The following is a 20,261-nucleotide window of genomic DNA, read 5'->3' on the forward strand; positions in this document are numbered from 1 at the left end:
AGGCGACGCAGAACAGCCTGTCCGCGCGCCCGCCGTCGGTGTTCTTCCACGTGGCGTGGGTGCTCAGCTGTTGCAACTCGGGTCCGGGTCGGCGGGCTGGCATGGATGGGCGGCGGTGGTTCCTGCCTATGGCCTATCGCTGTGTACTTTTTGCCCTGTTGCGTGAACATTGTGCTGTTTTTAGGGAAACAAATGCTGTTGTCGCCTAACGATGACAGCGGGCTGGCGATCACGTTCTCTGAGTGAGCGACTGGGGGGACGTCGATGGCCGGACGGTTGATGCGGTTTGTGCTGGTGTTGTCGTTGCTGGCTGGGTTGGTTGCTGCGTTGCCGGGGCCGGCAGCGGTTGCGGCGGGGCGGATGGGTGCGGCTGCGCCAGTGAACAGCGTGCCGGAACAGCCACCGGTGGATCTGGGCAAGGTCTCGGTCGGTTCGCGAGCGGTGACGGAGTTGCCGCCGGTGGGTTCGCCGCAGCGCAAAGACCTCGATGAAGTGCGCGCCGCGGCGGATGCCGCCGCGGCGCGAGAGCGCACGAAGTTGACGCAGGTGCACGTCGCGGGTGCCGCGGCGCCGGTGACGTCGGCAGCTCCGGCGACCGCACGGGTGTCCTGCGGGGACGGGGGTGTGCCCTATGACTTGCGTTGGCAGGACCTCGGGCTGACGGCACCGCCGTTTCTGCCGACCGGGGGCCGGCAGAAGCTGCGTTTGACCATGACCGGCGCAGGCTCGCTCGCGGCGGGCGCGGCATACGTGAGTTATCACCTGGGTGGGCCGTCGGGTCTGCCGTGGGTGCAGTACGACGGCAATCCGCAGCAGGACATCACTGTCGCGTTTGGGCAGGGACAGACGGTCGACGTCGAAGCTTCGTTGGCGGGCTTGAGCCCGGGCAGCCATTACGTGGCGTGGGACGTGTTCGTGCGCGGTTATGGCTGGCTGAGTGAGCACGGGGTGTGCGCACTCGGTATCCAGTACAACGTGCCGAATCGCCCGCCGAACATCACGGTGCTGGGGCCCCCGAACGGTGGTACCTCGCTGTCCCGGACGCCGACGCTGGCCGCGGTGGCGGATGACCCGGACAAGTACCCGAACGGTGAGTCGCGTTACCGGTTCACCATGTGCGGCGACCAGGCGATGACGGCGTCTTGTCGCGACAGTGGGTGGCAGGACCACTGGGCTTACCAGGTGCCTGACGGCTACGCGCGGTGGAACGAGACCGTGTGGTGGAAGGTCGAGGCCACAGATGGCGCGTTGACCACGACGTCGCCGGTGCTGTCGGTGACGGTGGTGCCGCCAGCGCCGGATCGGTGGCGGACTGTCGGCAGCGGTCTCAACCTGGCGACGGTTCAGGGTGTCGTGCTGCCGTTCGGGATGTATACGCGGCAGTCGACCGATCTTGCGGTGGCTACCGAATCGGCGCCGAAGCTGGAAGTGACACGTGGCTACAGCAGCGCCGCGACGGTGGCGGGCTACGTCGGTGCGATGGGGCGTGGCTGGTTGGGTTTGTTCGATTCCCAGGTCAGCTGGGACGAGGGGCAGCAGGCGCTGACGGTGACTTATCCCGATGGTCGTCAGCAGGTGTTCGGGAAGAACACGGACGGCAGTTATGCCTCCAGGTTGGATACCGGATCCAGCAACACGGTGCGGCTGGTGGGTGGTTTCTACGAGGTCCAGACCGGCGGTGGCGAGGTGCTGCGGTTCGCCGGCGGCACCGGCCAGCTCACCGAGATCGTGGTGCGTCCCGCGATCTACAACAAGAGCCTGCGGCTCGATCGGGACGGTGAGGGCCGAGTCGTCGGGCTGACCCAGCTCAACTCCGGCCGCCGGATGCAGGTCGAGTGGAACCCGCCGGGTGTCGACCAGGGCTGCCGGAGCCGGGAGTTGCTGAAGGCGATCACCACGGAGGCGCCGCAGCCGGGGCAGGCGCCCACCCGGATCGAGTACCACTACACGGGGTGCGACCTGCTAGACGAGGTGTGCCAGATCGGGGTGGGATGCGAGCGCTACAGCTACGACAGCGCCGGTCGGCTGGTGGGCGGGACATCACGGGCCGGCCGGCCGCTGGACCGGGTTGTTTACCGCGCACCGGGAGCCGCGGAGGTCGCGCGGGTCGAGGTTGCGGCCGACACTGCGCAGGGCACGGATTTCCAGTATTTCGATCTGCCACCGAATGATCCGGAGCAGCAGGACTATCTCGATCATGTCAACCGGTGGGCCGGCCGCACAGTGCAGACCAGCGACGGCAAGGACCAGACCTACAAGTTCGACGAGCTGAACCGGCTGATCGAACTGGACCATGTGCCGGTGCGTACCGCGACCACGAACTACCGGTTGTGGAACTACAGCCCCTACACCGGGCGGCTGGAGACGTTCTTCAACGAAAACTTCGAGGTTACCCACATCATCCCGAACCCGAATGGTGATATCGGCACGCGCTGGAGTTACCGCAGCCCCGATCACATCGTCGGCGTCAACTACTCCTACGACTATTTCGCTGACGCGACCGATCCCCGCAATAGCAGGATGACCTCGGCAGCACCTTATGATGAATACACAAAGCCGTATGTACCGGAGACCTTCGCCTACGCCGATTACCACGGTCTTCTGCAGTCTCGGACCCCGGCCCATGACACCGGAACGTCGGTGGGTGCGGAGCAATACAGCTACACCAACGGCATTGGCTCTCCGGAAGACCTGCTCTTCAGTGTGACGAACGGCGCGGGAACCACTACCTACGGCCGCAACGCGGCGGGCGATGTGACCGAACTACGCAATACCGCGACGGGCGCCCGGATAGCGGTGGAGCGGGACAATCTTGGCCGGATGCTGGCAAAGGTGGAGTACTCGGCGGCGTATCCGCAGGGCGCGCGCACCACCTACCGCTATGACACGGCTGGAAACTTGTCCGGTGTCACCGAGTCGTCCACCACCGATGCGGTGACCGGGGAAGCCCATCAGCTGGTAGTGGATCGCGTCTTCGACGGTGACGGCCGGTTGCGGTCCGAAACGGACTCCGACGTGCCCGCGTCGGCACGCTGGCTGGCGGCACATCCCGGGCAGGCCGATGCAGATCCCTATATCCGGGTGTCGAGCTACCAGTACGCCGCGGACGGCACACTGGCCGAGCTGAGCAACCCCAACGGAGCGGTCTACCGCTACACCTACGTGCGGGGCCAGGTCGCGACGGGTCACCGACCCGGCGGGCAACGTCGACACCTACCACTACGACAGCCAGGCCCGGCTGTTCCAGGTCGACCGGCGCAGCACGGACGGGGTCGTGCGACCGACATCGAAATACGGACACGACCCGGCGGGCAACCTGCTCTCCGAGATGGACGCCACCGGTCAGGTCACTCGCTACCGCTGGAGCAGCGACGGGCTGCCGACTCGCGCGGCCCGGGTTGTCCCCGCCAGCGGCACTACCGCGGAACGCGAAGTGGAGCTGTGGACCCGCGCTTATGATCAGCTGGGCAACGTCACGTCCGAGGTCGCGGCCGCCGGCACACGAACCACGACCAGCAGCTATTCCGTCGCGGGCCACCTGACCGACCAGGTCCTCGACCCCACCGGTGTGCGTCGCGCCGCCCACTACACCTACGACCAGTGGGGCCGCCCGATACAGGCCACGCTGTCGGACCAGTACCGCAGCGAAACGACCAAACTCGGGTACGACGACGGCGGGCGGCTCACCGAAACCCGCGTGGTCGCGTCGACCGGTGACCTGGTGACCACGAAGACCTACGACGAGTACGGCCGGGTGCTGACTATCACCGATCCCCGGGGCGCAGCCGGGACCCCGGAGGCCTTCACGACCAGTCTCCGCTACGACGAGACGGGCCGCGTCGTGGAGGAGCGCGGCCCGCCCCACGAGGTCGAGGACTACAACGAGGCCGCCGCCACGATCAGCTCGATCACCACGTATGGCTACAACGCGTTCGGGGAGCAGGAGCACCTGCGAGACCCGCGCGGAGGCGTGACGACCGCCGAGTTCGACCGCCTCGGACAGACCCTCGCAGTGCACAGCCCGACCTACACTGCCCCCGGCGGCGCCCCGACCGACGGGGTGGTGCGGTACCACTACAACCTGCTCAACCAACTGGACGCGAAGACCGACGCGGTCAGCGGGCTGGTGACCTACACCTACGACGCCTATGGCGACCTGACCAGCCAGACCGGCCCGAAGGACGGCGACAAGACGCCGGTCACCCGCTACGACTACGCACCGGGCGGCCTGCTGAGCCGGATGACCGGCCCGACCGGGGCAGTCGTCGACTTCGCCTACGACGCCTTCAGCCACGTCACCGCGAAGACCAGTGTGGTCCGCGTCGAGGGCTCCGAACCGGTCCGCTACAGCACGACGTTCGTCTACGACGACGCCGGACGCCTGATGTCCCAGACCGATCCCGACGACGTGGTCATCCTGTATGGCCACAACGGTGCGGGAGACACGACCAGCGTCGATCCCGGCCGCGGCAAGATGACCTACCGCTACGACTTCGCTGGCAACCTCGTCTCCCAGAGCGACCAGTTCAACCGGACGGCGGCCACCACTTACGACGACGCCGGTCGGCCTACTCAGACGAGCGTCTTCGGCGCCGGGCCGGGCCAGCAGCTTCCCGGTCCCACAACCACCTATGACGCGGCCGGGAACGCGATCACCATCGTCACCGGTGAAGGGCGCCGCAGCGAACGGACCTACGACTCGGCTAACCAGCTGCGCTCCATCACCGAGCACCCCGACCCGGACACGACCCTGACCACCTCCTTCGGCTACGACGCCGCCGGCAACCGCACCCGGGTCACCGACGCGGAGGGCAACACGACCTGGCAGACCTACACCCCGTGGCAGCTGCCCGAACGCGAGATCGACCCGCCGACCGCCACGTTCCCCGCCGAGGCCGACCGCACCTGGACCACCGGCTACGACCCGTCCGGTCTGCCGAACACCGAGCAACGCCCGGGCGGAGTCACCGTCAGCCGCGTCTTCAACGCGGCGGGCAACCTCACCAGCGAAACCGGCGCCGGCCCGAACACCCCTGCCGCAACCAGAACGCTCGGCTACGACCCGGCCGGTCGAGTGACCTCCGTCATCGACCCTGGCGGCACCCAGACGTTGACCTACGACGACCGCGGCCTGCTGCTGCACTCCGAGGGCCCCGCGGGCGCCTCCACGTTCGGCTACACCGCGGCAGGGCGAACCAGCGAACGCACCGACGCCAGCGGCACCTCCGACTTCTACTACGACCAGGTCGGCGACCCGTTTTTCGAGACCTACGCCAACGCCGGAGCAGTCACCACCCATTACAACGACGACGGCAGCATCGCCACACAGGACATCAACAACGCCACACGCACACCCAGCTACGACGACTTCGGCCGCACTACCGGGCACACCCTGTCCGCCAACGGTGCCCCCGTCGACACGTTGACCTACACCTACGACCGTGACAGCAAGGTCACCAGCAAGACCAGCACTGCCGACCTCACCTACGGCGGGACCTACCGCTACGACGGTGCCGGCCGGCTGAAGACCTGGACACCCGCGGACGGTGCACCCTCGCAAACCTACCGGCTCGACGGCGTCGGCAACCGGCTCACGACCACCAGCACCGCGACCGGTGCCAGCCCGGTCATCACCGAACACTCCACATTCGACACCCGCAACCAGCTGCTGTCCCGTGAGTTGCCCGGCCAGTCCACCACGACCTACGACTACACGGCGCGCGGCACCACCGCCGGACGCACCACCACCGACGCCGCCGGCTCCGCCGTGTCCGCCTCGACCGTGTTCGACGGGCTCGACCGGATGGTCAACGACCACGGCATCGGCTACACCTACGACTCACTTGACCGGATCGCCAGCCGTAACAACGTCTCCTTCGGCTACGCCGGCGGCGAAGACAACCCCGTCCTAGCCCCCGCCGCCGACCCGGCACAGCAGGAAACCATCACCCGCGGCCCCGGCGGCGCAGCCACGGGCGTGAGCAACTCGGGCGGCTCGAACCTGACCCTGCCCGACAACCACGGCGACATCCGAGCACTGCTGGGGGTCGGCAACACCTTCGAGGGCACCCGGTCGTTCACCCCGACCGGCGAGTCCCGTGCCGCCAGCGGAACCACGACCGCGGCAGGGTTCCAGGGCGACTGGACCGACACCGGCACCGGCTCGGTCTGGATGGGCGCCCGCTGGCTCGACCCGCAGAGCGGCCGTTTCACCAGCCGTGACAGCAGCGCGCTGTCTGCAGAGAACGCGGCCGGCACGAACCGGTACCTCTACGGGGCCGGCGACCCGATCGGCACCGTCGACCCCAGCGGGCACTCCGCCTTGCCGTGGGACTGGGGTGCCGGCAACTGGCTGGACGACGTCACCCGAACTATCGGCGGCTGGGCCGGGGACCTCGGTGCCGCGGTCGGCGACAGCCTCGAATGGCTCTCGAAACTCCCGGTATGGGCGAAAATCCCGGCCAAGATCGGCGGCCGGTTCGTCCCGGTGGTCGGCTGGGGCCTGCTCGCTCTCGACGGGATCGAGTTGCTGCAAGGACTGCTCGCCACCGGCACTGACGCCGTGAGCATCCCCACCGTCGCCGCACCCGTGCTTGCTCAGCCTTACGTCACTCCCGCCGCGGTCAGACCCCCACCACCGCCTCCGCCGACCGTGGTGAAGACCGTCACGCGGCGGGTCCCGGTGTCCTGGATGGAGCCGGAGAAAACCACCTACGCCCCCGGCTACCGCATTACGACCTACACCCAGCACATCGACACTTACAAATACATCACCCTCTACTGGTCCAACGGCTTCACCCAGCCACTCCCGGGGTTCCTCGACGAATGGGCCACCTACACCTGGTCCGACGCGATCCCCACCATCGACCCCAGTCAAGCCGAACGAGTCATCGTCGGCACCTCCGACGACATCTCCGGCCACACCGACGTCGGCTCACCGATGGACCATCTCGGCGGCTGCGGTCTGCAAGGCACCGAAATCGACTGCCTCGGCGAAGCACTCGGCCCCACCCTCGGCGGCTGCTTCACCCTCACCAGCACCATCCAAGGCTGCTACCCCAACACCCCCAACCCTCAGGCCGGCGCTGGCAAGCAAGAACAACGCGGCACCCACGAAGACTCGGTTGTGGCAGGTGCCGAGGGCCGAGCCGGTGCGCCGGCCGATCCTCCGACAACAGTTCCACCCGCAGGACCCGGTGCGGGATCCTGTATGCCCGATCCAGAGGATGGCGACTGGGTAGATCCGAACCTGATCAACTTCTCGCAGCGGACCGTTTCGCCGAACGATTACGTTTCATCGATGCTGGATGGAAGCTGGGACTGGAACCGGCCGGGCACAGCGCTGAAGGTACTTGACCGTGCTGGCCAGTTGGTCAGTTACGACAACCGAAGGCTGGACGCTGCGCGTGAAGCTCGGCAACAGATACCAGGCTACAAGGCTAAGGTTCAACGTCTCGATCCGAATTCGCCAAACCCGGCTAAGACGTCGGGAATGAACTGGGACAAGAGCTTTGAAAAACGCATGACTAGCAAGCGTAACCAAGACGAGAACGGGTGTCGGGTACCCTGGCAGGGCCTCTACGAGCGACCTGACATTGAGGGGAAGTAGTGAACAAACGCCTTCTTCGGCTGTGGGCCTCGGGCGCCACTCCTGCTCGCGACGGGCTCTACAGGGTCGACGGCCCTGCCTGGGCGGTCGACGTTGACGGTCCTGCATTGTCGTGGTTCGAGATCGGCGCCCCGCTCGACCTGAATGACGTGCTGGCCGACCCTGAGGATGTCCTCGATATCGATGTCAGCGCCGAGGCGTCCCTGCCCCGAGGAGGCTCGGTGGTCTGCGGTGAGGGTGCCATGGGATCGGAGGGCTTCTTCGCGCGCCTGGATGCCATGGGAAGCCTGGTCTGGGTCGTGTCACTGCTTCACTCCAACCCGTTCTACGGGGTAGCAGTGGAAGAATCGGTGGCGACGTTCACCAACAACCACGGGAACTCGATCGATATCCGGCTTGATGCTCCCGAATTTGAATTGATTGAGTTATGAGCCAGGAGGGTGAGGATGCCGAGCGGAACGGATGGGTTGCTGGCAACGTTTCGCCGTACGTCTGCGGACTCGTCTTCCGCGGGGATGCGCAGGATCGGCTCCGCCACCGGGGCATTTGACGGTCAGGTCCGCGCGGACCTGACCGTCACGCGACGGCGCCCAGCTGTTCGGGACGCGGCAGGCCCGCGCCTTGCGGTGGTCACTACAAGTGATGACTGCGCCCGGGCCAGCGCGTCACACACCGCACTGATCCTGGCCGCCAACTCCTGGACATCCGCGCCGTCAACACCAACCCACAGCGCGCCGTCCAGCCCCGCCGTAAGCGTCACCGCAACGCGGCCGGCTACCGGCGCAGCGCGCCCATCACGTCCCTCGCCAGGTCCGAGAATCGAATCGGTCGACATTTCTTCCCAGTCACCTCGTCCATGCACCCCAGGCTTCTACACAACCTGAGGTTACCCAGCTGAGTGCCCGGGCCGGTCCCTGCGTACCCCGAAGGTGGGCCGATACCAAGGCATGACGACAGCCCACCTGGGATCGTCTCGACACTGCCGTCGTGGCACGGTTGCGCGGTCTGTGAGCCCTGCCGTTCCCGGGCTCGGGCACAGTCGCGCTCCTACAGAGTCGACAATAGCGTCGGCCACGAGCGGTTCAGTTCCTTCGAGGAGAGAGCGTCACGATGACCAGTCGCAAAATGCCCCTCAACGCGGCTCAGCGGGAAGTCCTCGTGTGGGTGCGCGACGGGAGTCTACGACGATTGGTCACACCGTTCGGTGGCTCGGGCGCTGCACAACCGAGGCTTGCTCGCCGTGAAGGGCCACGGCCCATCATGGGTTGCCTCGATCACCAAGGAAGGCGTCTATTACCTCGAGAACAACGCATACCTGCCTATGGAAGACGGCCGCCACCGTTCGTCGCCTTCTGACGCCAAGAGACCTGAACAACCCCCCAAGGCTCCAGCGCCGGGCACGCGGAAGCGGCCCGAGCCAAGCACAGCCGGACCTACTGTCACGCCGGCTACGAAGCTGGTTGCGCAGAAGCGAGGACCGGTCGACAAGCTCATGCAGAAACTCCAGGACGCAGTCGATCATCGCGTCCTGGTATCGACTGACCAGGCACCCAAACAACGCCAGCTCGCGGCTTTAGCACGGCGGTTCGGGCGGATCCCAGAAGGGATGCGGCTGTCGTTCGAATACTGTCGACAAGACACCGGATACCGGCTGGCGATCACGCTGGAATCGCCGCCCGAATGGGAAACCAGGCTGCTGAATCAAGCCATGTCTACGACACCGCCGGACCCCGTTACGGCCGAACGTGGAGTGGCGCACCGATCAGGACGACTACGTGCTCGTGGCCCGCGACCCGCAGGCCACCTCCGCGCGCGTGACCGGGGTGCTCACCGAAGACAGCAACGACCTGACAACCCAGGGCGAGATGGCCGTCCCCACCGGTCCGCTCGTGGACGCCGCAGACCTGGTCAAGACGGCCTTCCTGAACGAGCACTGACTCTCGATCCGCGCGGACCTACATGCACCGGTCCGAACCTCGGGCGGACGCCGCCCTGACCGTTGGGCTACGCCTCGCCGAGTTCGTGCCTAGCGGGCTGCATCAGCGGCTGAGGCCGGTTCCGGCGGTTAGACTGCACGGCCGAGGGAGGCGTCTTGTTTGATCGCCGACAACTGGACGGTGCGCGACTTCAGCATCGCCGTGGTGGTGAGCAGTGGCAGGGGGGCATGTGAACGCGGAAGATGACGCGACGCCGTCGGCGTCGCAGAAGCACAACGACTGGCAGTATCGGCGGGCTCGCATCATCTGGCCGGGGACTGCGAGCCAGCACCGGGGCATCCGTGACGAGTGAAGTTGTTGATGGCACGACCGACGGCGAGGACACTCGGCCTCGCGCTGGTCGTACGGGTTTCGCAGCCGACCTTGGTGCGGTAGCGGTATTCGGCTCGGCCGCTGCGTACGCGCTCGGGTACGCAGCTCAGGACAGTTTCTTCAGCGCGTTCGGGCTGAACCCGGATGAGGTGGGCATCGACAAGCTCTCGGCGTTGCTGCGGATCGTGCCGCTCGCTTCGATTTTCGGGTTCTGCCTGGTTCTGCTGTTCACGATGGGCATCGGCGTAGGGAACCTCATCCACAAGAAGCTGCCCGAACGGCTCAGCGCACGCTGGCCAGTCGCGGTGACCGCGCCGGTTCTCGGCGTCGGCCTGGTTATCGTCATGGCAATAGATCAGTCGTTGCCTGACCTGCCCGTGATCAGTGCGGGGGTGAACGTGTTGTGCTGCTGGTTAGGGACTGCGGTCGTGTGGATGGTTTTTCGCGCGGTCTGGGGCCTCCGGGCTGCTTCCGCGGCTGCCGCAGCCGCAGTAGTGATCCTTGCGACGGTCATCCTCTACGAATGGATTCCAAGCGGCGCCCAGTTCCTTCGCGCATCCGGGCAGGCTTCCGTGCGGCTCGACTTGATCGGTATCCGCTCGGGCTGGGTCGACGTGCGCTGGCACGATCCGCGACGACGGCCGCCGGAGCTGGCGGCGAATCCCCCAGGTTATGCGATCATGCCGCCGCCGCAGGTGCAGTTGCCTCGCCTGTTGGTGGTGCTTAACCAGTCGGGCGGCGTGTCGACGCTGTGGGACTGCGCCGCGAGCCGCATCTACACCGTGCGCGACGCGGACGCCGACGTGGTGCACATCCTTCCTGGTCGTGCCAACGGGACGCTCATTGCCGCCTGGACCGGATGCGCAGAGTAGTGCTGGCCAGCGTCGTTTCAGCATTGAGCCGCCTGCCCTTGCCCATGAATGCCGAGGGGATATGACGTTTCCACGCTGGTTGAGGTTGTTGCTGCTGTCGCCGTCCGTGGTGGCGATTGCGGTGGCCACTAGACTATTGCTGATCGCGAACCTCGACCCGACGGTGGCGATGAAGATCGCGACCACCGGCGGTCTGGTCGGCACGCTGGTGGGTACGGTCGTGCCGCTGCTGCCTCCGTTCTTGCCATTGTTCGTGGTGTGGCTGGTCATCGCCCGCCGATACTTCCTGGCAGTCATGGCCGCCGTGTCGACAATTCTCGTGTCTTCGGCCAAGGTCACCTGGCGGGAGGGTTGGCAGCACATCCTCGATCAGGGGCCGGCGTTTCTGCCCGTCCAGTACACCTACCCGGGGTTGTGGGTCGTCGCGCTGCTGAGCTTGATCGCGGCGTGGGCGGCGACACCGAAACCGTTGAGGTGGCCCTCGATTGACGCCCTGGAGAAGGACATCGAGGAGAAGGTCAGGAAGATCGACAACGAGGCCACTAAAATTGATCTCCTCCAAGAGGGGTTCAACCATGTGACTGGTCGCCGTGAATTCACATCTGTCGATCTGCCATACATGAAGGCCACCCCGCAGCAGCGAAGGGAGTGGATTGCGTTGGAACGTGACGTGCTGCGGTTGGACGAGAAGGACAAGCGGCGTCGGAATGTCAAATGGCGTGTGCTCTATGCGATGGCTGTCGCTGCGTTCAGCGTCCCGCTGGTAGGTGTCGTCGCCGAGTTCTACGTGATCCCGGCGACCGGAAGCGATCCTGCGTTCATCCTCCGGCGGCCATGGGTGCCGCCGGAAATCGTGACCACGAAAGCCGGGCGGCCAATTGTGGGTTATGTGCTGTCCACTGCCGACAAGTGGTTCACCGTTCTCGTCGAAAAGGACCGGACGGTCAGCTATATCGCTGCCGACAACGTCATCGGACGTTCGGTGTGCACACTCGACCCGGGCGTCAGCGCGAGTGCCGGCCCTCTGGTCCGCCTGCGCGGCGTCACAGGCCCCAACAGCAAACCCTGCCCCCACGTTTCCTGACTTCGATAAGCGTTGGCTATTGGCGCTCCCTGAAAGTGGTCCTGTCGCTGATTGCGAGACCAACCCCATGTTGATCACGCAATCAGCGACAGGAACAAATTCGGAGAGCGCCGTCATCGATCCTCTCCAGACGTTGGCGCTTCTGCTCTGCGGCCTGCTCCGCCGCCAGTCGCTCCCGCTCCGCGACCTGCCAATGTCGTTGTTCCTCTTCCCAGCGCTGCCGGTCGCGCTCTGCTTGAACCGCCCACCGTCGCTGCTGCTCGGCGCGCTGTTGCTCGCGCTGCTGCTCCAGCCGGATTCTCTCGGCTTCGCGTTCGATCTCACGCTGCCGTTCCTCGGCTTCCCGGCGCGCCTCGGCTTCCTGCTGCTGCCGCTGCTTCCACGCCTCCTGGCGCTGACTTATCACCTCGTGGCATTCTTCGGCGTCGATGCTGGCAAGACTGGCCCAGAGCATTCGCCGCCGCGAATAGCTGGCGGCACTGACCCGGATCCGCCGGTACCGGGGCAGCACCTCGTGAAACACGACCGTCTCGTCCTGAACTCGACCAAGGTCACGCGCCGGGTCATCCCCCACGAGCCCTCCCTGAAGTTGAACTCCGCAACGCTGTCGACGACGACGAACGGGGCGCCGGCATGACCGCCGCCACAGGCCCAGGCAACGCCGATCAGGTCGCCGTCTTCATCGACTTCGAAAACCTGGCGATCGGTGCCGCCAACAGCTTGCCCGACCAGACCAATCCGGTGCCGTAGGCGGCGCTTGAGCTGGTCTGCCGGGGCCACAGCAATGCCTCCATCCGCCGGGCCTACGCCGACTTGGCTAAGCCACAGTTCGGCAAATATCAGCAGGACTTGGCCATCAACGGTGTTGACCTCATCCAGCTGCACCGCTTCGGGATCCACCGACGGATAGTTTCACGTCCATCGGTCGATCCGGTTTCCGGTTTCGAGTCGAAGTGCGCTATTTCTTGCGGCGCGTTCGCGATCGAGGCTGGGTGGTGACGGTTTCTTGCTGGGCGGTGTCGTACGCGGTGAGTACTTCGGCGGGGATGCGGCCCCGGTCGGAGATGGGCCAGCCGTTCTCGCGGGCCCATGCGCGGACGGCGCGCGTGTGTTCTCGGTTGGTGGCGACCTTGGTGCCGTTGGTGCTCGGTGTCGTTGAGCGTGTCTTGCGGCCCCCGGTGCGGCGTCCCGCCGCGACGAAGGGGGCGAATTCGTCGCGCAAGCGTGCGGCATTGTCGTCGGACAGGTCGATCTCGTAGGTGACCCCGTCCAGTGTGAACGGAACGGTCTGTGCGGCATCACTTCCGTCGATGTCGTCGACCAGGTCGACTCGGACTTTCTGCGCCATGGGCATCCTCCAGTCTTCTTTTATTCTCCGAACATAATTCCCCTGCGGGTAACAATTCACATTAGCTCCGGTCAATCAGTACTCTCGATGCGGGTCGCTATATCCTGTTGTGGTCCGGTCGGGAGCCGTGCGGCCGGTCGAGGGTCCGCTGCTCGCAGTGGCTGGTGGAAGGTCCGCGCAGGGTTTCCAGCGGCTGGTCAGCGGCAGCTGGACCGGTTGCCAATGCCAGCGTTGCGCGAGCATCCTCGGCTATCGTGCCTGCCGACTTGACTTGTTCCCCAGCCGCCTCCGCCTGACTCGAAGCCGAGCGAACGCCCTGCGCCAGCTCCCCGACGTACCGTCGCGTACCTCCTCGCCGACCTCGGAGATCACGACGGTACGTCGGCGTACCGACGAGACCGGCCAAGACGCAAGGAGCTGTATGTACTGCTACCAGGAAGAAGCGTTGCGGTCTGAGATCGCAACGCTTCTTCTGGTCTTCGCCGATGCGGGCCCGCTCGGTCCGGCCGTTTCGGGCTGGGTCAGCAGCCTGCAGTTTGGGCGGAATGCCGCGGCGCCGGCGGGTCTTGGGTCATGGCAACGGCTTTCAGACGGAAGGGCAAAGGGTGAGGGAGGCGGCCGGCTGGAGGGGGAATGTGCCTGGCCGCCTCCCTCGGGATGGTGTCCGTGGCACCACTCGATCCAGGTGCCGCGGCCACGAGCTCATCGGCCCGGCATGTGCCGGGCGACGGTCGCGACGGGGCACGTCAGCACCAGTTGACGTCTCCCGGGGAGTACGCGCGGTAGAGATCCGAACGCATCCATCCGTAGCTCCACGAGCCGTCGGAGTGCTGCACCCCGGTCCAGCCCCAGGTGTAGCCGCCGTTCGGGATCTGGCAGCTGACGTAGGCCGCCATCCCCGGGTAGGCCACGCCGGTCACCGAGCCGCTGGGCACCGACGAGCGCAGCCGCGCGCCACTGACCAGGATCTGGACGTAGGAGCTGTTCGCGCTCGCCGCGGGGAGCGCGAAGCGGCTGGCGTGTCCGGTTCGTTGGTGCTGGGTCAGCGGACCGGTGGTCGACGAGACCGACCAGATCCGCTTGCTGTCCGGCGCGGCGACGAACCGGGGCTGTGCCTCGCTGGCGACTCCGACGTCGAGGCCCCGGACATTCCCGGCGGCCTCCGGCGCCTGGTGCGCGCCGCCGGAGGTGGCAGCGCCCGCGGCGCTGACACCCGCTAGCAGGCTCGAGCCGGTTCCGCCGTCACAGTGCCGGTAATCGCCTCCGCCGAGGTAGCCGCACGCCTCCGTGACGGAGGCGTGCCGGACCGGGTGTGCGACGGCAGCGGAGGCCTCTCCGGCGCCAGCGCATCCGAGGGCGAGGGTTGCAAACCCGATGAGAAGCGAGTTGCAAACCATGCTGGATGCGGACATAGTTTCTCCCTGGGAAGTTTGTCGGATCGACTGAGAAACGTTCAGGTGAACGTCTACAAGTAATTTTTGGATTCTTTTTTCGCGGCAGATTAAAAATCGTCTATCGCAGCGGTGATTCACGTATCGGTTTCCCGTGGCGCAAGGTGGCCTCCGGGGCGACCAGATGGGAGCCGCGCCGAGGGCTGGGGGTGTCTGGCCGTCCTCACGTGCTTCTCGGTTCGGGCCAGAAGCCGGATTTGTCAGGCGAAGACTGCATGGCCGGCACGGAGCGGCGGGCCCCGCGCCGGGGCGAGGTCCACTGGGCCTGACTGCGTCCCGACCGGCCTGGACGAGACCCAAGGGAGACCTGGTTCGCGCTGCCGGGCGGCGTCTGACGACACCGATGGCGTCGCCCAGCAGTGCTGCGCGTCGACCGGGCGATGGGTTGACTCGGCAGTCCGGGGGCGAGCATCGCCGGGGAGATGGTTGATCCGCATGGATCGACGATCGCCGATACATCGCTCCTGGAAAAGAAAATGGCGAGCACAAATTTGTGCCGATCCGGTGTGAAAGTTGTGACACTCTTGTCAAGGTGGCAATGATTTCCGATAACTTGGAACGACGACCGAAAAGCCTAAGCTGAAAGTGTTTCGCATGTTCGGAAGTAACAACGATGGATCGTGAGATTTTTCGCTGGCAGCGTCGAGGATTGCCGTCGGAGTGTGAGCTAGGAGAAGCGCATGAACAAGCCGGTGAGGACAGCGACCGCGGACTTGTGCCTGAGTTATGGCCAATTCGTCATCAGGGACTACAGCCCGGACTATCCCGCCCCAGGCCTTGCCTATCCCCACGGCCTGGTCGGGGCGGATTTCAGGGGCGTCCGTCCTCGCCGGCATCGACACAGGCTGGGGCACCGTGCCCCTGCGGGGTGCTGGACTCCGAGCCTGACTCGGTGGAGCTCGACCAGTTCTGCAGGATGCCTTGTTTCAGGACAAGCACTACGAAGGGCTGCTCCATCGCCCGATCGCGTTGCCAGGCATGGGCGCCGAGGGCTGGTTCGGCGAGTTCGGCAACGTCCCGACCCGCGACCCGCAGCGCGGATTCCGCCGCTGACCATCCGCGCAACCTCCCGCAGCCGTAGACCAGGTGGAGAGGCCTGAACTGCAGTTATTCCGCGGCCCGGTCGTCTGCGCGGGTCGCGGCACGGCAGCGTGAGTGCGATCATGGATGGTCTATCTGTCGCGAGTGAATGGGGAGTTCACGATGGTGACGACGACGCGCGAGGATGTTCGGACCGGATTCTGCGCCGCGATCCTGCTCGGGATCGGCGACGACGACAGCGTCGATTGCGTCGCGGAGCGGGACTTCGGCACCGAGGACCAGGCCCGCCGCTGGATCGAGCAGACCCTGCCTGCCGCCGCGATGCCGGACTGGGTGCACCAGCGCCGGCACGGCACGGCCGGTGTGTTCCTGTTCGGCGCCTATCAGGAAGGGGTCCGCATCCATGAGGACGGCGTCTCCTACTGGGTGCCGTTCCCCGACGACGCCGAAGAACGGACCGCCGATCTGGTCGGCGGGACGGTCCGCTGGTGGCCTGCTGGTCGGAAACGATGGTGAACCGCCCAGCACGCCAGGCTCATCTTCGGTACCTCGGCCCCATACGGCCGTTCGCCGCGACGTTGACGTCGGCCGTCGGTGTGCGGCGGGAGGGTTAGGACGCAGGCGACCAGGACCAGGGGCGGGGCCCGTTCCGGCCGCGTAGGCAGGTAACACGGAGTCCGGCTTCGGGCTGAGCGCGGGGGTTTTCTGCGGCGTGTTGGGCGAGGTAGCAGGTCATGCGGAGTTCGCGGATGTCTCGCAGAAGCGCGAAGCCGTCCCAGGTGGTGACGTCGTGGCCGTAGCGGTGGCAGAAGTCGCGGTAGTCGGCGGCGGTGATCCAGGCGAAGCTGGTGTGTTTGATGGCGGTGGAGACGAGGTCCCATTCGGGTGGGCCGATCGAGGCGCGTTCGAGGTCCAGCAGCACGACCTGGTTGTCGTTGGTGGCGACGACGTTGCCGACCCAGGCGTCGCCGTGCAGCACGGTGTGCGGCAGGCCGGCGGGCAGCTGGTCGTAGCGGTCGCGCAATGTGGCGAGGTGGTGGTGCAGCCAGGGCGGTCGTCGTCGGTGAGGCTGGTGGCGGCGGTGATGCGTTCTTCGAGCCGGACGAACGGCTCCAGCGCGGAGAACGGGTGCTAGCCACTGACGACGGGCAGGTCGTGCAGCCGGCGCAGAGCCGTTGCGACTTGAGCGGGGGTGCCGTTGTGGTGCTCGGGCAGCTCGTGCCAGAAGGTCACCGTGCCCGTGCGCCTCAATGGGTTGGCCGAGGTCGTCGAGGGCACGGACGGCGGGGATGTCGTGGTCGGCGAGCCATCGGGCGATGCGGACTTCCCGGGCAGCAGCGGCGTGCTGGCCGGAGCGGGCGATGCGGGCGACGATGCCACCGGGGAGCCGGAGGATCGCGTTCTCCCCGAGCCGGATGGGCTCAGCGCCCCGCGCGTCGATCCCCGCCTGGTCACAGGCATCGCGCAGCACCTTTCCGGCCTTCTCAGTTCCGGTCGTGGTCACGACGCGGCGACCACCGTGTGGATGCGCTGGCGCAACGCGGCGACCTCGGGCGTGCGGCAGTGGCGGTGGGCGTAGCAGGACAGCTCGCGCAGATCGTCGGTGGCCCGGCGGGAGCGGACGGTGCCCGCGGTGTCGAGTGCGGCCTGGCTGATGACGGCGGCTTCGGCGGGGTCACCGGTGGCCATGGTCAGCGTGGCCAGCTTGGTCTGGGAGATCGCGCGGGAGCGGGCGTAGGCGTCGGTGTGCCCGGTGAAGGCATCCGAGAGCCGGGCCGCGGCCTCGCCCGGCCGGTATCCGTGAACGGCGAGGTCGAACAGGGCGTGGCCGGTGTCGCCGTCGAGCTGGCCGCGGACTGCTACTGCGGCTTCCGCCGTGCTGAGGTCCCCGCAGGGTCGTACGTGGCGACGAAGTGTGCGGTGGAACCGGTGAGTTGGCCGATGTGGTTCTGCGGATCGGTGAACAGCGCCGTGGCGCGGAATCCGGCGTGGGTGGCGTAAAGCTCGAGTTCGCGGGGGAACAGGATTCGGCGCCGGATGTGGTCGGTGTCGGTGGTGCCGTTGTCGTGGTGCCAGGTGCGGTGCAGGGTGGCGATCTGGGTGCGGGCGTCCCAGCCGTGCTGGGTGGTCACGTCGGCGTGGATGCCGGCGGCTTCGATGCGGCCGCGGGTGGGTGTGGTGGTGTGGGTGGGGGCGATTTGGGTGACGATGATCAGCAGGGTGCCGGGGTGGGCGTGGGCGGTGAAGGTAGTGAAGGCGGCTTGGATGTCGTTGTTGTGGTGCAGGTAGGCCAGGGAGTTGCCGAGGCAGAGGATCGTGTCGAAGGTGCGCTCGAGCCGGATGGTGCGCAGGTCGCCGACGTGCAGGTCCAGTTCGGGGTGCTGGTGGCGGGCGTGGTTGATGAGTGCGGGCTGGAGATCGACGCCGACGCGGTCGTGGCTGTGGGCGAGTGCGGCGAGGTCGCGGGCGGTGCCGCAGCCGAGGTCGAGCACGCTCCCCGCAGGACCGGGCCCGTGGTCGTTGATGAGGCGCTGGCAGGTGGTGGCGGTGGTGCTGTCGTGGGTGAGGGCGTCGTAGAGGTCGGGGCGCCGGTAGGCGATGTTGTGCTCGGCCAGGTTCATGCGACCGGCGCGGGGTCGGGGGTGAGCAGGGAGCGGAGGCCGACTTCGAGGGCGAGGGTGTCGCACAGCACGGACGGCACGGTATCGCTCTGGTGCGCGTCGCGCACGGTGCGCTGGAGCGCGTCGGGGTCGATGAAGCCGTGGTCGGTCAGCAGCATGCCGTCGCCGAGCAGGCGGTTGGCGAGGGGGAGTCCGTGGTGGCGCAGGCCGTGTTGCATGAGGTCCCGGAAGTTCTCCGTGCGTTCGGGGTGGGTGACCGAGCGGGGGAGACCGGCACGGGTCAGGAAGTCCCGGTAGAGCTTCTTGCCGCGGCGCATTTCGAGCGGAAGTTGTTCGGCGAACCGCACCAGGCGGGGGTGGGTGAATGGTGTGACCGGCCAGATTCCCGCGCGCAGGTAGGCGGGGTGGTGGATCGCGAACCCCATCAGGGTCGGTGTCGGCAGCACGGCCGACGGCGCCAGGTTGTCATCGATCGTAGCCAGGGCGTCGCGGGCGCGGGGCCCGAGCCAGGACACCTCGGCCAGGCTCTGGGGCGGTGGCGGGGGTAGTTCGTCGGGGCGGGGTGCCATGATCTCGTCGCCGCCGTTGCCGGTCAGCATGATCGTGACCCCGTGGCGGGCGGCGCGGTCGGCAAGGGCCTCGAACGCCTCGCGGTAGAACTCGCCGCCGGGATCGTGCGCAGCGCCGCGGGCGCGGATGCCGCCGGCGCAGAATGGGGCATGCTCGTGCGCTCGCAGGACATCGTCGGTCGCGCGGACATGCTCGGCGATCGTGAGCCGGCGGCGGTGCTGCTCCGTGCCGAGGGCTCCCTCGATGAGGAGCCCGAAAGTCCGCAGCGCGGGCCCGGCGGGCTCGTGTGCGGCGATCGCGACGGTGGCGGAGTCCAGGCCGCCGGACAGTTCCAGCCCCATCAAGGCCCCGCCGGCGCGCCACGGATGGATTGCCTCGGTGAGCAGGTGGGCGAGCGCGTCGAAGGGGTCGGCGCCGGAGCGCAGTTCGCGGGCGCGGGTGACGTGTTCGGCTGGGGGCGGGTAGGTGAGCTGGAGGCCCGCGGTGGTGAACGTCGCGGTCGCGCGTTCGGTCAGCATGGTCACGTCGGTGAACAGGGTGTCGCTGCTGTAGCGGTGCCGCCGCGTCAGGGCACGGGCCACGGCACGATCCCGCAGAGACGAGGACCGGAGGAGACGACGTAGCGCGGGTAGGTCCCACGTGCCGTACAGGAACTCGCCCTCAGCGGCCAGGTACAACGGCACTGTGCCGCCGATGCCGGCGCTGATCGTGATCCGTCCCGGCTGCAGATGCAGGACCACCGCGTCGCCGCGGGCAGCGCCGTGTGTGCCCTTGCGGCCGGGTTCGGGAGGCGTCGGTCCCGCCAGGGTCACCGGGCTGGCGAGGTCACGCACCAGGATGGTGGTGGTGTGCTGGGCGTGGTGGATCTCGTTGCGCAGAGCGGGATGGGAGATCGGCTGGACCCAGCTGCCGCCGCACCGCCACCGGTCGTGGTCCCCATGCCAGGCTGCTCGGGCGAGGTCGCTCAGCGCCAGGCGGAACGAGAGCATGTCGGGTCCCTAAGGTTGGTGCGGCTCGGGCAGCGGAAGCTGCCCGAGCCGCAGTGGGTGTGGCGTCCGGTCAGCTGGCGCAGTGGTCGCCCTTGTTGTTGCCGTCGGCGTCGCCGGGCATCTTCGGCGTGTAGAGGCTCTCCGTCGAGGGCACATCGAGCACCAGGTCTCCGGTGAACATCGCGTCCAGGTCCATCTCGACTCCTTCGTGTACTGAACCCGCGGCGAGCGGGGTGGGCCCGCCGTGGTGAACGCGCCGGTCGACGCGCTCACCTCATTCCACCAGCGGTTTTGCCGCTGTTCGAGCCCGCATGGTGGGCGGGCGGTACCCGAATCGTGGACGGTGTGGGGACGGGTGGCGGACTTC

The 20,261-nt window shown here is 67.0% G+C and carries 16 protein-coding genes and 1 pseudogene; 9 read left to right on the forward strand and 8 right to left on the reverse strand.

Translation table 11 applies throughout. From position 1 onward, the window contains the following. The first annotated feature begins 264 nt into the window (after nt 1-264). The 3 genes from OG371_RS47455 to OG371_RS23370 all read left to right on the forward strand — a co-directional run bounded on the left by OG371_RS47455 (nt 265) and on the right by OG371_RS23370 (nt 8,040). Nucleotides 265-3,459 carry an RHS repeat domain-containing protein gene (locus OG371_RS47455; RefSeq protein ID WP_442876134.1) on the forward strand — a complete coding sequence of 1,065 codons (3,195 nt, stop codon included), beginning with the start codon at nt 265-267 and terminating at the stop codon, nt 3,457-3,459. A 2,344-nt stretch (nt 3,460-5,803) separates the two neighbouring features. After that, nucleotides 5,804-7,609 (forward strand): RHS repeat-associated core domain-containing protein, encoded by a 1,806-nt coding sequence (locus tag OG371_RS47460; RefSeq protein ID WP_442876178.1) that lies wholly within the window; start codon nt 5,804-5,806, stop codon nt 7,607-7,609. Then, a complete protein-coding gene (locus OG371_RS23370) occupies nt 7,609-8,040 on the forward strand; it encodes a hypothetical protein (RefSeq protein ID WP_329072561.1) in 432 nt (143 codons plus the stop codon). Before OG371_RS47460 ends, OG371_RS23370 begins: the two co-directional genes overlap by 1 nt. Before the next feature lie 26 nt (nt 8,041-8,066). Here OG371_RS23370 and OG371_RS47465 read toward each other — a convergent pair. After that, nucleotides 8,067-8,147: pseudogene (locus OG371_RS47465) on the reverse strand (hypothetical protein); the annotation flags it as partial. A gap of 1,207 nt (nt 8,148-9,354) precedes the next feature. On the opposite strand from OG371_RS47465, the gene OG371_RS23375 reads away from it, so the two are divergent. The 4 genes from OG371_RS23375 (at nt 9,355) to OG371_RS23390 (ending at nt 12,511) form a co-directional block, all read left to right on the forward strand. Next, a complete protein-coding gene (locus tag OG371_RS23375) occupies nt 9,355-9,546 on the forward strand; it encodes a hypothetical protein (RefSeq protein ID WP_329072563.1) in 192 nt (63 codons plus the stop codon). Between the two features lie 341 nt (nt 9,547-9,887). After that, a complete protein-coding gene (locus OG371_RS23380; protein ID WP_329072565.1) occupies nt 9,888-10,790 on the forward strand; it encodes a hypothetical protein in 903 nt (300 codons plus the stop codon). A gap of 85 nt (nt 10,791-10,875) precedes the next feature. Further along, complete coding sequence (locus OG371_RS23385) at nt 10,876-11,874, forward strand: hypothetical protein (RefSeq protein WP_329072567.1); 999 nt, start codon at nt 10,876-10,878, stop codon at nt 11,872-11,874. A 67-nt stretch (nt 11,875-11,941) separates the two neighbouring features. Then, nucleotides 11,942-12,511, forward strand: coding sequence for a hypothetical protein (locus tag OG371_RS23390; RefSeq protein ID WP_329072569.1), 570 nt, complete (start codon nt 11,942-11,944; stop codon nt 12,509-12,511). Between the two features lie 321 nt (nt 12,512-12,832). Here OG371_RS23390 and OG371_RS23395 read toward each other — a convergent pair whose 3' ends face one another. Next, complete coding sequence (locus tag OG371_RS23395; protein ID WP_329072571.1) at nt 12,833-13,222, reverse strand: histone-like nucleoid-structuring protein Lsr2; 390 nt, start codon at nt 13,220-13,222, stop codon at nt 12,833-12,835. A gap of 746 nt (nt 13,223-13,968) precedes the next feature. Beyond that, nucleotides 13,969-14,634, reverse strand: a complete 666-nt coding sequence (locus OG371_RS23400) for a hypothetical protein (RefSeq protein ID WP_329072574.1) — start codon at nt 14,632-14,634, stop codon at nt 13,969-13,971. 960 nt (nt 14,635-15,594) lie between these two features. Between OG371_RS23400 and OG371_RS23405 the strand changes: the two genes are divergently transcribed. Further along, a complete protein-coding gene (locus OG371_RS23405) occupies nt 15,595-15,726 on the forward strand; it encodes a hypothetical protein (RefSeq protein WP_329072575.1) in 132 nt (43 codons plus the stop codon). 150 nt (nt 15,727-15,876) lie between these two features. After that, nucleotides 15,877-16,230 (forward strand): hypothetical protein, encoded by a 354-nt coding sequence (locus OG371_RS23410; protein ID WP_329072577.1) that lies wholly within the window; start codon nt 15,877-15,879, stop codon nt 16,228-16,230. A gap of 94 nt (nt 16,231-16,324) precedes the next feature. On the opposite strand, the gene OG371_RS23415 is transcribed toward OG371_RS23410, so the two are convergent. From OG371_RS23415 to OG371_RS23435, 5 genes are all read right to left on the reverse strand, one after another. Next, nucleotides 16,325-17,218, reverse strand: a complete 894-nt coding sequence (locus OG371_RS23415; protein WP_329072579.1) for an aminoglycoside phosphotransferase family protein — start codon at nt 17,216-17,218, stop codon at nt 16,325-16,327. Then, nucleotides 17,215-17,403 (reverse strand): hypothetical protein, encoded by a 189-nt coding sequence (locus OG371_RS23420; protein WP_329072582.1) that lies wholly within the window; start codon nt 17,401-17,403, stop codon nt 17,215-17,217. The genes OG371_RS23415 and OG371_RS23420 overlap by 4 nt, the downstream gene beginning before the upstream one ends. Nucleotides 17,404-17,573: 170 nt before the next feature. Next, on the reverse strand, nt 17,574-18,335 hold the full coding sequence (locus tag OG371_RS23425; protein ID WP_329072584.1) for a class I SAM-dependent methyltransferase: 762 nt from the start codon (nt 18,333-18,335) through the stop codon (nt 17,574-17,576). Continuing rightward, the gene (locus OG371_RS23430) at nt 18,332-19,894 is read right to left on the reverse strand and encodes an asparagine synthase C-terminal domain-containing protein (protein WP_329072587.1); all 1,563 of its coding nucleotides are present in this window, start codon (nt 19,892-19,894) and stop codon (nt 18,332-18,334) included. The genes OG371_RS23425 and OG371_RS23430 overlap by 4 nt, the downstream gene beginning before the upstream one ends. Nucleotides 19,895-19,964: 70 nt before the next feature. Next, on the reverse strand, nt 19,965-20,090 hold the full coding sequence (locus OG371_RS23435) for a hypothetical protein (RefSeq protein ID WP_329072589.1): 126 nt from the start codon (nt 20,088-20,090) through the stop codon (nt 19,965-19,967). Nucleotides 20,091-20,261: the final 171 nt, after the last annotated feature.

The organism is Amycolatopsis sp. NBC_01480 (assembly GCF_036227205.1).
GTDB lineage: Bacteria > Actinomycetota > Actinomycetes > Mycobacteriales > Pseudonocardiaceae > Amycolatopsis.